Source organism: Corynebacterium halotolerans YIM 70093 = DSM 44683 (assembly GCF_000341345.1).
Classification (GTDB): Bacteria; Actinomycetota; Actinomycetes; order Mycobacteriales; family Mycobacteriaceae; genus Corynebacterium; species Corynebacterium halotolerans.
Genome location: NC_020302.1, coordinates 931,449 through 945,523 on the forward strand (window position 1 = coordinate 931,449; position 14,075 = coordinate 945,523).

At 69.5% G+C, this 14,075-nt stretch carries 15 protein-coding genes and 1 tRNA gene; 10 read left to right on the forward strand and 6 right to left on the reverse strand.

Annotation, left to right across the window (positions count from 1 at the left end):
• Positions 1 to 8: 8 nt before the first annotated feature.
• Positions 9 to 239, forward strand: coding sequence for a hypothetical protein (locus A605_RS04420; RefSeq protein WP_015400303.1), 231 nt, complete (start codon positions 9 to 11; stop codon positions 237 to 239).
• 83 nt (positions 240 to 322) lie between these two features.
• Here the strand turns inward: A605_RS04420 and mscL are convergent, their stop codons facing one another.
• From mscL to A605_RS04435, 3 genes are all read right to left on the reverse strand, one after another.
• Complete coding sequence (mscL, locus tag A605_RS04425) at positions 323 to 763, reverse strand: large conductance mechanosensitive channel protein MscL (RefSeq protein WP_027004489.1); 441 nt, start codon at positions 761 to 763, stop codon at positions 323 to 325.
• An 82-nt stretch (positions 764 to 845) separates the two neighbouring features.
• The gene (locus A605_RS04430; protein WP_015400305.1) at positions 846 to 1,550 is read right to left on the reverse strand and encodes an SAF domain-containing protein; all 705 of its coding nucleotides are present in this window, start codon (positions 1,548 to 1,550) and stop codon (positions 846 to 848) included.
• Between the two features lie 42 nt (positions 1,551 to 1,592).
• The gene (locus tag A605_RS04435; RefSeq protein WP_081602083.1) at positions 1,593 to 2,186 is read right to left on the reverse strand and encodes a 5-formyltetrahydrofolate cyclo-ligase; all 594 of its coding nucleotides are present in this window, start codon (positions 2,184 to 2,186) and stop codon (positions 1,593 to 1,595) included.
• 111 nt (positions 2,187 to 2,297) lie between these two features.
• Between A605_RS04435 and A605_RS04440 the strand changes: the two genes are divergently transcribed.
• From A605_RS04440 to A605_RS04460, 5 genes are all read left to right on the forward strand, one after another.
• Positions 2,298 to 3,257 (forward strand): UTP--glucose-1-phosphate uridylyltransferase, encoded by a 960-nt coding sequence (locus A605_RS04440; protein ID WP_015400307.1) that lies wholly within the window; start codon positions 2,298 to 2,300, stop codon positions 3,255 to 3,257.
• Between the two features lie 131 nt (positions 3,258 to 3,388).
• Positions 3,389 to 4,672, forward strand: coding sequence for a molybdotransferase-like divisome protein Glp (gene glp / locus A605_RS04445; RefSeq protein ID WP_015400308.1), 1,284 nt, complete (start codon positions 3,389 to 3,391; stop codon positions 4,670 to 4,672).
• Positions 4,673 to 4,679: 7 nt separating this feature from the next.
• Positions 4,680 to 5,375, forward strand: coding sequence for a GNAT family N-acetyltransferase (locus A605_RS04450; protein WP_015400309.1), 696 nt, complete (start codon positions 4,680 to 4,682; stop codon positions 5,373 to 5,375).
• Positions 5,376 to 5,485: 110 nt separating this feature from the next.
• Positions 5,486 to 6,706 (forward strand): divisome protein SepX/GlpR, encoded by a 1,221-nt coding sequence (sepX, locus tag A605_RS04455; protein WP_015400310.1) that lies wholly within the window; start codon positions 5,486 to 5,488, stop codon positions 6,704 to 6,706.
• 67 nt (positions 6,707 to 6,773) lie between these two features.
• Positions 6,774 to 6,846, forward strand: a tRNA-Ala gene (locus tag A605_RS04460).
• A 186-nt stretch (positions 6,847 to 7,032) separates the two neighbouring features.
• Here A605_RS04460 and A605_RS04465 read toward each other — a convergent pair.
• Positions 7,033 to 7,662, reverse strand: coding sequence for a DNA-3-methyladenine glycosylase I (locus A605_RS04465; RefSeq protein WP_027004487.1), 630 nt, complete (start codon positions 7,660 to 7,662; stop codon positions 7,033 to 7,035).
• Between the two features lie 53 nt (positions 7,663 to 7,715).
• Entirely contained in the window at positions 7,716 to 8,234 is a 519-nt protein-coding gene (locus A605_RS04470; RefSeq protein WP_015400312.1) for a methylated-DNA--[protein]-cysteine S-methyltransferase, read from the reverse strand.
• A gap of 162 nt (positions 8,235 to 8,396) precedes the next feature.
• On the opposite strand from A605_RS04470, the gene A605_RS04475 reads away from it, so the two are divergent.
• Complete coding sequence (locus A605_RS04475; RefSeq protein WP_015400313.1) at positions 8,397 to 8,804, forward strand: DoxX family protein; 408 nt, start codon at positions 8,397 to 8,399, stop codon at positions 8,802 to 8,804.
• On the forward strand, positions 8,797 to 9,516 hold the full coding sequence (locus tag A605_RS04480; protein ID WP_015400314.1) for a zf-HC2 domain-containing protein: 720 nt from the start codon (positions 8,797 to 8,799) through the stop codon (positions 9,514 to 9,516). The genes A605_RS04475 and A605_RS04480 overlap by 8 nt, the downstream gene beginning before the upstream one ends.
• Before the next feature lie 7 nt (positions 9,517 to 9,523).
• Here the strand turns inward: A605_RS04480 and A605_RS04485 are convergent, their stop codons facing one another.
• Positions 9,524 to 11,062, reverse strand: coding sequence for a dolichyl-phosphate-mannose--protein mannosyltransferase (locus A605_RS04485; protein WP_042440293.1), 1,539 nt, complete (start codon positions 11,060 to 11,062; stop codon positions 9,524 to 9,526).
• 122 nt (positions 11,063 to 11,184) lie between these two features.
• Here A605_RS04485 and rsmI point away from each other — a divergent pair, with 122 nt between their 5' ends.
• On the forward strand, positions 11,185 to 12,036 hold the full coding sequence (rsmI, locus tag A605_RS04490; RefSeq protein WP_015400316.1) for a 16S rRNA (cytidine(1402)-2'-O)-methyltransferase: 852 nt from the start codon (positions 11,185 to 11,187) through the stop codon (positions 12,034 to 12,036).
• Between the two features lie 179 nt (positions 12,037 to 12,215).
• On the forward strand, positions 12,216 to 14,060 hold the full coding sequence (locus A605_RS04495; protein ID WP_015400317.1) for a BCCT family transporter: 1,845 nt from the start codon (positions 12,216 to 12,218) through the stop codon (positions 14,058 to 14,060).
• Positions 14,061 to 14,075: the final 15 nt, after the last annotated feature.

The following is a 14,075-nucleotide window of genomic DNA, read 5'->3' on the forward strand; positions in this document are numbered from 1 at the left end:
GAGGGACCGTGATCGAGAACGACAGCCTGCAGACCACCCCGCGCCGTGAACGGCGGCGGATCGTGCGGCCCTCGGACGCCGAGGACATCGACCGGAGCGTGGACCAGCCCGACGACAGCTTCGGGACCCCCACAAGCTGGGACAATGAGCGCGAGGTGATTCTCGACGACGGGGACACGCCCCCGCCGACCGAGAACGACGATTTCTGGAACGAGGAACGGCCCCCGCACTACAGCTGATCGCCGGCCGCTGCCGGACGGTGACGACACCCCCGAGGTTCTCCTCGGGGGTGTCGTGGTTTCCGTGGTTTCCCGGACGGTTATTACTGCCGCGGGGTGCCCGGGTTCGCGGCGCCGGAGCTCTCGGTGCCCTGGTTCTTCAGGACGTCACGGATCTCCTCGAGAAGGGCGACCTCCGGGGCGACCTCCTCGGTCTGCTCCTCGACGCCCAGGCGGCGGGTGCGCAGCTCGTTGAGCTTGTTCATCGGCATGACGATGACGAAGTAGATGATGGCGGCGACGATCAGGAAGTTGAGGATGGCGGTGATGATCGCACCGAAGTCGATCATGGTGGCCGAGTTGCCGGGGCGCAGCTCGAAGCCGAGCCCCTCGACCTCCGGGCTGCCGAGAACCGCGATCAACGGGTTGATGAGGTGATCGGAGAAGGCGGTGACGATGGCGGTGAAGGCACTGCCGATGACCACGGCGACGGCGAGGTCGATGACGTTGCCGCGCATGATGAAGTCTTTGAAGCCCTGCAGCATGGTGGTGTTCTCCTGGACATCCGGCGCCTGCGCCGGAATGGACATTGGGACATGGGGACGCTGACAGTTGCACTCTAGGCCCTCATCCCACCGTCGGTGTGGTGTCCACGCCGCCGGTGGCCCGCTCCCCGGTCAGTACGACCGCCAACGGGGTGCTCAGTGCGGCGGCGGCGACCGCGCGGGCGTCGGATTCCGGCAGGGCCACCAGCACCGTTCCCGGCGCCCCGGAACCTGAGGTCTCGTCCTCCATTGTAGCGAGAACAACCCTGCCACCGGCGGCGACGACCTCCGGCTCGCCCGTTTCGCCGGCGTGGGTGACGATCGTGACGGTGTCGCCGTGGTGGAGCAGCGGGAGGATCTCCGGCTCCGCCAGTTTGAGCGGGACCATGTTGGCCGGTTCGCCGGAACGCTGCGCTGTGGAGGCGCTCACGAGCTCCGCGGTCAGCGTGGCGCCGAGGAAGCGGGAGACGGTCGCCACCTCACCCGCACCGGCCGCCGCCACCACGACGCGTCCGTCGACCTCCTCGGCGGACGTCAGCGCCCCGGCGGGGATGAACTCGGGCGGCACCGCACGCAACTCGACGTCGTCGGTGCTGACGGTGCGTCCGGCGGCGACGTCGCGGACGAAGACGACCACCTGCGGGGCCTCCGTGCCCGCCGAACGCAGGGCTGTGACGGCCGCGGCGGCGAGCAGCACCAGAGCGGCGGTACGGCGCAGCAGCAGACTCCGCCGCCAGCCCGGGGTGGTCATCGTGCGACGCAGCCTGGTGAACCGGTTGTCTCCCATGCCTCCTTGGACGGCAGTGGTGCCGGGGATGGTTCCCGGGCCTCAGCTCAGGTGGCGGATCCCGTTCGGGGTGATCACCAGATCCACGGCGACGTCGTGGGGCTCGACGGGGACGTCGTCGCAGATCTCGCCGTTGTAGAGGAGCACCGCGGTCCGCGGCCGATCCTCGGACGCGGCCAGCGGGGCGAGCGCCCGGTCGTAGTAGCCGCCGCCCTTGCCCAGCCGGTAACCCTCCGGGTTCACGGCGAGCGCCGGCACGAACACCAGGTCGCAGTCGGCCAGGGTGCCGCCGCTCAACCGGGGACCGGTCGGCTCGTGGATCCCCAGCCGTCCCGGCTGCATCGACAACCGGCCCTGGTAGGTCGCCCACTCCAGCCGGCCGTCCACCCCCGAGATGGGCAGGAACAGATCGGAGGCCTCGGCATGAAGCGCATCCAGCAGCATCGAGCCGCCCGGTTCACCGGGCATGGGGGCGTAGGCGGCCACCGTCGTCTGGGAGGGGGTCAGCGAGCGCAGGTGGGCGGTCGCGTGCGCGACGAGCGCGGCATCCTCCCTCGCTATATCCTCGGGATCCATGTTCTGGCGGGCCTGCAGCATGAGTTCGCGCAGGCTGCGTTTCCTCTCCCGGATGTTCATGCCACCAGCGTAATCGCTCGGCCGGGGGATCGGGTGGACCCGCCCGTCAGCGCCGGGACGGCCCCGAGTCATTGGAAAGGGACCGCAGGGGTGGCAGGTAGGGTACGTTCCATGAACATGTCGAGTGACGAGACCCCCTCCGGGGTGAAGACGGTTGTTGTGCCCGCTGCCGGTATGGGGACGAGGTTTCTGCCCGCGACCAAGACGGTGCCGAAGGAACTGCTGCCGGTGGTCGACACCCCGGGTATCGAGCTGATCGCCGAGGAGGCCTCCGTGCTGGGGGCCTCGCGGCTGGCGATCATCACCGCGCCGAACAAGCCGGAGCTGCTGCGTCATTTCGGACAGTTCCCGAACCTGGTGGACACCCTTGCCGAGCGTGGCAAGGACGAGCAGGTCGCGAAGGTCCGCCGGGCCGGGGATCTGATCGAGCCGGTGGCCGTGGAGCAGGCCGAGCCGTTGGGTCTGGGGCATGCGGTGGGGTTGGCGGAGTCGGTGCTGGATGCCGATGAGGATGCGTTCGCGGTCATGCTGCCGGATGATCTGGTGCTGCCGATGGGGGTGATGGAGAAGATGGCGAAGGTGCGTGCCGAGCTGGGTGGTTCGGTGCTGTGCGCCTTCGAGGTCGCCCCGGAGGAGGTCTACAACTACGGGGTCTTCGACGTCGAGGAGATTGCTGAGGGGGCTGATCTGCCGGCCGATCAGGTCAAGCGGGTCGTCGGGATGGTGGAGAAGCCGGATCCGGCGGATGCCCCGTCGAATTTCGTGGCCGCGGGCCGTTACCTGCTGGATCGGGCGGTCTTCGACGCGCTGGGTCGGATTGAGCCGGGCAAGGGCGGGGAGCTGCAGCTGACGGATGCGATTGAGCTGATGATCAAGGAGGGCCACCCGGTGCATGTGGTGGTTCACGACGGTAAGCGTCATGATCTGGGTAATCCGGCCGGTTATATCCCGGCGTGCGTGGATTTCGGTCTGTCGCACCCGAAGTACGGCCCGGGTCTGAAGAAGGCGATCACCGCCATCCTCGCCGAGCACGAGGCCGCCGAGGCCGAGTCCGAAGCCGGGGGCAACTGACCCGACCCACCCCGGCCGACACCAGCCGTGGCTCCCCCTCACCGGGGCGTGCGTCGGTAAAGTCAGCCGGTAAAGACTGCCCCCGGTGCCCGTCGCCGGGGGCAGTGTCCGCACACGAGAGGAGCTGGTGAGTGCGTTCCGTGGAACAGCAGCTGGCGCTGGTCACCGATGCCGCGGTCACTCCTGAACCGGTGCGCATCGCCATCGCCGACGCCCTCGGCCTGATGTGCGCCGAGGAGGTCCAGGCCACCCGCCCGTTACCCGGATTCCCGCAGGCCGCCATCGACGGCTATGCCGTCCGCGCCGTCGACGTCGGCGGTGAGCGCGGACTGGGGCGCCGGCCCGAGCGCGGGGGAGAGGAGGCGAACGCGCCGGCCCCGACCGAGCGTTCCCTGCCGGTCGTCGGTGAGGTCGCCGCCGGTTCCCAGCAGCCGCTGCGCCTCCAGCCGAAGCAGGCCGTGCGCGTCCACACCGGCGCGCCCCTGCCCACGCTCGCCGACGCCGTGCTCCCGCTCGAGTGGACCGACCGGGGCCGCAAGCGTGTCGTCGCCCAGCGCGTCGTGCGTTCCGGGGAGTTCGTCCGCCGCACCGGCGACGACATCCAGCCCGGCGACATCGCCGTCTCCGCCGGTACCGTCCTCGGCCCCGCCCAGATCGGCCTGCTCGCGGCCGTCGGCCGGTCCAAGGTGCTCGTCTACCCCCGTCCGCGCATGTCGGTGATCTCCGTCGGCCACGAACTCGTCGACATCGACCGCGAACCGGGCCTCGGCCAGGTCTTTGACGTCAACTCCTACTCCCTGGCCGCTGCGGGCCGGGAGGCCGACGCGGACGTCCACCGGGTCGGCATCGCCCTCGGTGAGCCCCGCAAGTTGAAGGAGATCATCGAGACCCAGATGGCCCGCAGCGAGGTCATCGTCATCTCCGGCGCAGTCGGGGGAGCGGGCTCCCGGACCATCCGCGGCGTGCTCTCCGAACTCGGCGACATCGACACCACGCGCGTGGCCGTGCACCCGGGCTCCGTCCAGGGCTTCGGGTTGCTGGGCGAGGAGCGCATCCCCGTCTTCCTCCTGCCGAGCAACCCCGTTTCGGCGTTGGTGACCTTCGAGGTGTTCATCCGCCCCCTGATCCGGCTCTCGCTGGGCAAGCGCAACGCCAACCGGCGCGTCGTCCGGGCGCGGGCGCTCAACCACGTCGATTCGCGGCGTGGGCGGCGTGGCTTCGTCCGCGCCCGCCTCATGCGCGACGCCCAGACCCACGACTACCTCGTCGAGGGCCTGGGCGGGGCGACCGGGGCGCCCGCGCACCTGCTGGCGGGCCTGGCCGAGGCCAACGCGATGATCCGCGTCCCAGAGGACGTCACCGAGATCCGTCCCGGCGACGTCGTCGACGTCATGTTCCTCTCGCAGGGATCCTGAGTCCGGCATGTTCGATCCCTTCGGCCGTGCCGAACGCCAGCTGCGCCACCCGGACACCGGCCCGCGCGATCCCGTCCACCCCGGCTGGCCGGAGGTGACCCCGACCGTCATGCTGCCCGACGGTGGCCGCCTGCTCCTGCGCCCGCTCCTGCGTCGCGACGGCCGCGACTGGCGGCAGCTGCGGCTGCTCGACGAGGAGTTCCTGCGGCCGGTGGAACCCACCGCGCCGACCAGCTGGGAGGACTCCCACTCCGTCGCGGCGTGGCGCTCCAATCTGATGGGGCTCGGGGACGCCGCCCGCCGCGGGCAGATCGTCCCCTTCGTCATCGAGCTGGGCGGCCGGTTCGTCGGTCAGGTCACGCTCGGCAACATCCAGCACGGCAGTGTGTCCGACTGCTGGATCGGCTACTGGGTCCACTCGGCGGCGATGGGCCGGGGCGTGGCCACCGCCGCGTGTGCCCTGGGAACCGACCACGCCTTCCGCCGCGTCGGCCTCCACCGGGTGACCGCGACCTACCTTCCCTCCAACCCCGCCTCGGGACGGGTGCTGCAGGCCAACGGTTTCCGCGAGGAGGGGCTCATGCGCCGCAATCTGCACATCGACGGCCAGTGGCGCGACCATGTCTTCGTGGCCCAGACCGCCGAGGACCACCCGGACACCTGTGTGGCCCGCCTGCGGCGTCAGGGGCGCCTTCGCAGCTGACTTTCCGGATCTTCACAGGCGGCGGGGGCGGCGTGGCGGGACCGCGACCGGGGTGTTCGGGCTAGTCTGTGACATGACTCCCTGACCCCTCATGGAAGGTGGCACAACGCGTGTCCGGCAGCCTGATCATTGTCCTGATCATCGTGGTGTGGCTCTTCGTGCTCGCACCGCTGCTCCTGCGTGGCCAGAAGCCGATCCGCAAGGCCGGCGAGGCGTTCGACGACACCCGCGTCGTCTACGAGGGTGGCAGCGGCGGCGTCCCCGCCCGCCGACGTCCGCGGCTGCGGCCCGGCGACGTCCGGCACCCGGGCGACGATGACGACGACTACGAGGTCGTCGCCGCCGACCTCGAGGACACCGACGTCCACGCCGAGCTCGACGAACTCGACGATGACGTCCTGATCGACGACGGCCGCGAGGGCACCCGACGGCGCGGACTGTTCGCCCGCCGCGGGGGAGAAGAGGAGACCGTCGACGAGGTGGTCGACGGCGACATCGTCCACGAGCTCGAACCGGCCCGCACGGCGACTGCCACCGCCACCGCTGTTTCCGCCCTGGAGGAGGACACCATCACCGTGAGAGCGGAGGTCGACGACCGCGACGAGCCGGAGGAGGACCAGGTGGCCGTCGACGAGCTGGTGGCCGAGGACGCCTACGACTACGACGACTCCTACGTCTCCCCACGGGACATGCTGTACCCGGATTCGGATGAGAGCCTCGGCGAGGCCATCGACGAGGATGAACTCGGCGGTGGTCGCGCGGTCTCCCGCCGTCTCGACGAACTACCCGATGACGACCTCAGCGAGGAGGAGATCGAGTTCGCCGAGCGCCGTCGTGGACGCGGTGGCTGGGATCCGGTCGCCGACGCCGAGCACTCCCTGTCCCGCTACCAGCGCCGCCAGCGCACGCTCCTCGGCCTCGGCGTGGCCGTCGTGGTCACCGCCGTGCTCGGCTTCGTGCTCGGCGGCTGGTTCTGGTTCGCCCCGGCCCTGGCCATCGCGCTGACCGTCGCCTACCTGGCGGCCCTGCGCAGCCAGGTCCGCCAGGAGCAGGCCCTGCGTTCCCGCCGGATCCGCCAGCTGCGCCGCGCCCGGCTCGGTGTGCGCCAGGTCGGCGACGACAGCCGGGACCTGACCGTTCCCGGCCGCCTGCGCCGCCCCGGTGCCGTGGTCCTGGAGCTCGACGACGAGTCCCCGGACTTCACCGACCTGCCCACCGCCACCGCACCGTTCATCGACCGCCCCGACAACGGGGTGGTCGAATACCGTGGCCGCGGCCGCGGCCACGGTCGCGGACACTACGGGGACGTCGACCTGCGCCGCGCGGGCTAATTGAGCTGCGATTTCGTCGAACGCCCCAACAGGAGTAACCTGATGGGGCAGCGGCGGAACGCCGCACGGGGCTATAGCTCAGTTGGTAGAGCGTCTCGTTCGCAATGAGAAGGTCCGGGGTTCGATTCCCCGTAGCTCCACAGATAAAAAGGAGGGCCCAGGCCGGCGATGGCCTGAGGCTCTCCTCTTTTTGGTTCTTCAGTGGCGTTCGAGGAGAGCGGCCCGCGGGTTCGGGTGCGGCCCTTCGCCCACCCCCGTCCGCCGGAACACTGCCGCCCGGGTCGGAGAAACTCGTCCCCCACCTGGCGTGACCGGCCGGGGACGGGTCAACCCGGCCACACCCCCGAGGAACCGCGCCGGTGGGAGTCCACCAGGTGGGTGTCCACGATGCCGACGGCCTCCATCAGCGCGAACATCGTCTTGGGTCCGACGAAGGTGAAGCCCTCCTTCTTCAGGGCCTTCGACAGGGCCACCGATTCCGGCGAGCGCGACGGAACTTCCGCGATGGTGCGCGGGGTGGGGGTCTGGTCGGGGCGGAAGGACCAGATGAACCCGGCCAACCCACCCTTCTCCCGCAGCCGGACGGTGGCGCGGGCGTTGGTGATGGTGGCCTCGATCTTGCGGCGGTTGCGGATGAGCCGGGCGTCCGCCAGCAGCCGGGTGGTGTCGCCGTCGTCGAAGGTGGCGACGGCGTCCGCGTCGAAGCCGGCGAACGCCTCCCGGAAGGCCGGCCGTTTGCGCAGCACGGTCGCCCAGGACAGCCCCGACTGGAAGGCCTCCAGACTCAGCCGCTCGAACAGGCCGGTCTCGTCACGCACCGGCATGCCCCACTCGGTGTCGTAGTACTCCCGCATCAGTTCGTCGGCGGTCGCCCACATCGGCCGCGCCAGCCCGTCCTCGCCGACCACCAGCCCAGTGTCGTCCGCGTTGTCCGCCTCCATCTCCGTTGCGGTCATGTCGTTGTTCTCCATGTCCTCTTGGACCGGGGGAGTGGCCGTGCCGGTTCCGCTCACCGCCTGTCCTCCTCCATGTCGAGCAGCCACTGCTTGGCGGTCAGGCCGCCCCGGTAGCCGCCCAGTCCGCCGTCGCTGCGCAGTACCCGGTGGCAGGGCAGCACGATGGGCAGGGGATTGGTCGCGCACGCGGTACCGACCGCCCGCACGGCTCCGGGCCGGTCCAGTCGCTGGGCGAGTTCCTTGTAGGTGCAGGTGGTGCCGTAGGTGATGCCGACCAACCCGGTCTGCACCTCGGACCGGAAACCGGCGGACAGGCGCCGGTCCAGGGGCAGGTCGAAGTCGCGGCGGGTTCCGGCGAAGAATTCGGTGACCTGGCCGGCGGCGTCGGCCAGCCGCTGCGGGGACTCCACCGTTGTCATGCCGGTGGCCTGCTCGAGGGAGCCGAGGACCTCGGAGAGATCCTCGCACTCGAAGCCCACGCGCAGCAGGCCGCTCCCGCTGCCGACGAGCAGCAGTGGGCCGATGGGGGTGGGCACGGTGGTCCAGGACAGAACGGGTGCGGTGGTGGGCACGGTCGGGTCCTCCTTCCGGGAGTGGAGTGGCCCCGTCTGGGGTCGGTGATCGCGCTGAGCTGGGTGGATAGGTGGCGGTTCGAGTTTTTTGCCCGCGCGTCAGTGGCACGCGACGCCCCGCGAATCTCAGCGGAACCGGGGTTTCGATGTAGTCTAATCGTCATGGATAAACCGGCGGTGAGGGATGCAGCGCTGCTGATTCTGCGTGCCGTGCTCGGTATCGTCTTCGTCGCCCACGGCTGGGACAAATTCTTCCTGCGTGGGCTGACGGAGACCACCGGGCAGTTCAGCGCCTGGGGGGTACCGCAGCCGAAGCTCTCGGCCTACCTGACCGCCACCGCGGAGCTGGTCGGCGGGGCATTGCTCGTCGTCGGGCTGCTCACCACCTTCGTCGCCGGTGCCCTGGCCCTGCTCATGCTGGCCGCCGCCTACTTCGTCCACTTGGACAACGGCTTTTTCATGTCCACCGGTGGTTTCGAGTACCCGTTGGTGATGATCACGGCCCTGCTCATGATCGTGGTGTTCGGGGCGGGCCGTGCCAGCCTGGACGGGGTGTTGTCCCGTGCTTGACCACGATCAGGTGCAGGCGGCGCTGTCGGCCCGGCTCGACGGGGAACCCTCCGGTCTGCCGGACGACGTCGTCGACGCGCACGTCGCCGGCTGCGGGGAATGCCGTGCCTTCTGGGAGCGCTCGCTCACGCTCAACCACACGCTCAGCCTCGCCGGGATGCAGGACTCGCAGCGGGAGGAGCTGACCGCTCCGGATCTGTCGGAGACGATCCTCGCCGGGGTGGAGCCGGAGTGGCGGCGCAGCGCCAACGTCCGCTTCATCGGGCTGTCGGTCTCCCGCGTCCTGCTCGTCCTGATCGGCGTCGCCTATGTCGTGTGGTCGGTGCGGCTTCTCGGGGCCACGGGCGGTCTGACGGCCGTCGGCTCCGACGGCGCGACCCTGGCCCCGGACGCCGATCCGCAGCGGGCCCAGCTGCTGGCCGAAGGTGCCGCCTTCCGACTCGCGCTGGCGTTCGGCCTGTTCACCGCGGCGTGGAAGCCCCGCCTGGTCGTCGGCATGCTGCCGGTCGTCGGTGCGTTGTGGACGTTCATGTTCGGCTTCACCATCCGCGACGTGATCGTCGGGACGGCGGGCGGTGGCCAGGTCGTGGGCCTGGTGCTGTTGCTGGTGACCGCGCTGGCCATGGGGTGGGTCTGGTTGACCGACCATGGTTACCTGCAGCTGCGTTCGGCGTGGCGGGAACTCGGCGCCCGACCCAACCGACTGGCGTGAGGCCGGGTCACGTCCAGCTGGGCAGCCACATGATCGAGTGGTAGACGCTGTCAGGGATCATGTAGCCGTAGAGAATCGGCGACCAGTAGCAGAACATCGCCACGACCAGGGCCAGGTAGACGATCACCAGCAACGTCCCCCACGGCACGGGGCCACCCGCCAGCCGGCGCAGCCACAGCCGGGGCACCGGCCTGCCGGCCCCCGTGAGCTGCCCCAGCGCCAGCGCGATGAGGCAGATGGTGAAGGGGGCCAGGGCGGCGGCGTAGAAGAAGTACATCTGCCGGTCGTAGCCGACCAGCCAGGGCAGGAAACCGGCGGTGAAGGCCACGAGCGGGATGAGGAAGCGGCGGTCGCGGCGGATGAGCAGGCACCACAGCCCCCACAGCAGGGCGGGCACCGTCACCCACCAGATCGCCGGGGTGCCGAAGAGGAAGATCATCCGGCGGCAGGTCTCCGCCCCGCACTCCAGCTCCGTGGAGGAGAAGTACAGGATGGGGCGGGCGCCCACCAGCCAGGACCAGGGCTTGGAGTCCCAGGGGTGGGAATGGCCCGCGGAGGTGGTCAACGAGGCGTGGAACTCCAGCACCGACAGGTGATAGTGCAGCCACCCGGCAACCGTGTCGGGCAGCAGGTTCAGCCAGGAGTCCGGGGCGATGGTGCCGTCGGTGGCCGCGTGCCGGTACACGGAGGTCTCGGAGGCGAACCACGCCCGCCACGCCCACAGGTAGAGCAGCGCCGGGACCACCACCAGCGAGCCGAGTGCCGGGAGCGTGTCGCGCACCAGCGTGCCGGTGACGTACCGGCGCACCCCGTAGCGCCGCCGCAGCGCCAGGTCCAGGAACACGCTCATCAACCCGAAGAAGGCGATGTAGTACAGCCCCGACCACTTCACCCCCAGGGCGAGCCCGAGGAGAACACCGGCGGTGAAACGCCACCACCGGAATCCCAGACGCGGACCGAAGGCGCTGACGCCCATCAGTCCGTTGACCCACGCGTGGTGGAACCGCTCGCGGACCTGCTGATGGTCGCGGGCCAGGGCCCAGGCGGCGGCCACGATGAAGAACACCTGGAAGATGTCGAGCATGCCGAACCGGGAGCTGACCAGCAGCACACCGTCGAACACGGCGAGCACCCCCGCGAAGGTGGCCACCTGCCAGGAATGGGAGATCCGTCGCGCCAGCGCCATCGTGAACACCACCGTCAGCGACCCGAACAGCGCGACCATCACCCGCCAGCCCAGCGGGGTGTAGCCGAAGATCATCTCGCCGTAGGCGATCAACTGCTTGCCCAGCGGCGGATGGACCACCAGCCCGTAACCGGGGTTCGATTCAATCCCACCGATCAAGGGGTTGACCTGCGAACGGACCATGTCCCAGGCCTGCGGCACGTAGTGCTTCTCATCGAAGACCGGGGTGCCGGAGGACACCGCGCTGGTCAGCCCCACGAAGCGGGTGAAGAAGGCGAGGACGGCGATGACCAGCGTGCTCACCGTGTCGGCACGCGTCCAGCGGAAGGGACGCGGCGCCGGCGGGACCGGGGCCAGCACCGGGGGCGCGTGCCGGGCGCGGCGGGCCCGGCGGGCTTTCCTGGTGGACTGGGCGGCGGTACTCACCCGGTCGAGTCTAGGACACGACCTGGCTCCCGGGCGGCCTGTGTCATGCTGGGGGTATGTCAACGCCCGATTCCGCCACCCCACTGCCACGCGGGGTCATCCTCGCCGCCACCCCGCTCGGCAACATCGACGACGCCTCCCCGCGCCTGCGGCAGGCCCTCGCCGGAGCCGACATTGTCGCCGCCGAGGACACCCGGCGTGTGCGCTCCCTGGCGAGTGCCCTCGGCGTCGGGATCCGCGGGCGGGTGCTGTCCAATTTCGACCACAACGAGGAGGGCCGGGCCCGGCAGCTTATCAACGCCGCACGCAGCGGCACCGTCGTCGTGGTCACCGACGCCGGCATGCCGCTGGTCTCCGACCCGGGCTTCTCCCTGGTCGATGCCGCCCACGACGCGGGGGTGCCCGTCACCTGTTTCCCCGGGCCCTCGGCCGTGCCCACCGCGCTGGCGCTGTCCGGGTTGCCGGTCGGCCGCTTCCTCTTCGACGGTTTCGCCCCGCGCAAGGCCGGGGCGCGCCGGGAGTGGCTGGAGTCCCTGCGCACCGAGGAGCGCGCCGCCTGCTTCTTCGAGTCCCCGCACCGGCTCGCCGAGACGCTGGCGGAGGCCGCGGAGATCCTCGGCCCGGATCGGCGGGCGGCGGTGTGCCGCGAACTGACGAAGATGTACGAGGAGGTTCGCCGCGACACCCTGCCGGAGCTGGCGGAGTGGGCGGCCGCCGGTGTCAGGGGCGAGATCACCGTCGTCCTCGAGGGCGGTTCCGCCGATGACGTCAACGTCGCCTCGCTGGTGCCCGTGGTCGAGGCACTCGTCGCCGACGGCATGCGGCTCAAGGATGCCTGCAAACAGATCGCCGCCGGTAGGGGAGTGTCGAACCGGGAGCTCTATGAGGCGGTGCTGGCCGCGCGGTAACGGAGAGCACCGGAGGAATTGTTACACCTTCGTGACCTGCCGCCGAACCTTTTCCGCTGTACGCTGGGAAAATACCCATTTGCAGGGTGGTCACGCCGCTGGAGCCACCGGCCAGAATCAGTCCGGAGGCATGGGATTCGATTTGGCGGGAACCCCCGTTCTGCCGAAAGGTGACCGGCATGACTACTTCAGAACCGGGACGCGGTGCAGCCGACGACCGGAAACCCGATGAGTCCGTCGAACCGGTGCCCGAGGAGGCCCGGCAGCCCGGGAAGGGCCAGCAGTCCGAGACCTCGGCGACCGAGAAGCTCGCCACCATGCTCTCCCAGCCCGATGTCGTCGAGGGGCAGCTCGAACGAGACGACGACACGGTCATCCTCCAGTCCGAGGCCAAGGACAGCCCCATCCAGTGGGCCGTGGTCCTCCCGGCGGCCGCGATCATCCTCGCGATCGTCGGCTGGGGGCTGCTGGCGCCGGAGTCCTTCTCCTCGTTCGCGGCGGCGGGCCTGAATACGGTCGTCACCGATTTCGGTTGGGCGTTCGTGCTGTTCAGTACCGTGTTCGTCGCCTTCGTCCTGGTCGTGGCGCTGAGCCGATTCGGCACGATCAAACTCGGTGCGTCGGATGAGGCCCCGGAGTTCCGCACGATCTCGTGGATCGCGATGATGTTCGCCGCCGGTATGGGCATCGGCCTGATGTTCTACGGCGCCTCCGAGCCGCTGTTCTTCTTCCGCGACGGGGTGCCGGGATACGGCACCGGTGACGTGAGTGCGTCCATGGCCTCGGCGATGTTCCACTGGACGCTGCACCCGTGGGCGCTGTACGCCATCGTCGGCCTGGCGATCGCGTACTCGACCTTCCGCCTCGGCCGCAAGCAGCTGATCAGCTCCGCCTTCGTGCCGCTGATCGGGGAGAAGCGGGCCGAGGGGTGGCTGGGCAAGCTCATCGACATGCTGTCGATCATCGCCACCGTCTTCGGCACCGCCTGCTCCCTGGGCATCGGCGCCCTGCAGATCGGCGCGGGCATGGACGCCGCGGGCATCGTCGAGGATCCGAGCATGAGCGTCATCCTCGGCGTCGTCTCCGTGCTCACCCTCGCCTTCATCCTCTCCGCACTGTCGGGTGTCGGCAAGGGTATCCAGTACATCTCCAACTTCAACATCATCCTCGCGGCGCTGCTGGCGATCTTCGTCTTCATCCTCGGCCCCACCGTGGCTGTTCTCGACCTTATTCCAGGGTCGATCGGTGCGTACATGTCCCAGTTCTTCGAGATGGCCTCCCGCACCGGGAGCAGCGGGGGCGAGGAGACCGCCGCCTGGCTGGGCAGCTGGACCATCTTCTACTGGGCCTGGTGGACCTCCTGGACCCCGTTCGTCGGAATGTTCCTGGCACGTATCTCCCGCGGCCGCTCCATCCGCGAATTCCTGCTCGGCGTCCTGCTGATCCCCTCCGGCGTGTCCACCGTCTGGTTCGCGATCATGGGCGGCACCGCCATCACCCTCGAGCGGGAGGGGCACTCCATCTACGGCGACGGGAATGCGGAGGAGCAGCTGTTCGCGATGCTGCACGAACTTCCGGGCGGCTACATCGCCGGCATCGCCGCGATGGTCCTGCTGGCCACGTTCTTCATCACCTCGGCGGATTCCGCGTCCACGGTGATGGGATCGCTGTCCCAGAGCGGGCGCTCCGACGCCAACCCGTGGGTCTCGGCCACCTGGGGCGTACTCACCGCGGCCGTCGGCATGACGATGCTGGTCACGGGCGGCGATGACGTGCTGAACAACCTCCAGAACGTCACCATCACCGTTACGGCGCCGTTCCTCATCATCCTCATCTGTCTGATGGTCGCCATCGTCAAGGATCTGCGCAATGACGTCATCTACCTCGACTACCGTTCCCAGCAGGAGTTCGCGGTGAAGCTGGCCCGTGAACGCCGTCTGCACGACAAGCACCTGGAGCAGGAGGAGCGCAGGGCCCGCCGGCAGGCGGTCCGGGCGCGAACCACCCGAGGGTCCCGAAAATGAGACAGAAAAAGTTCC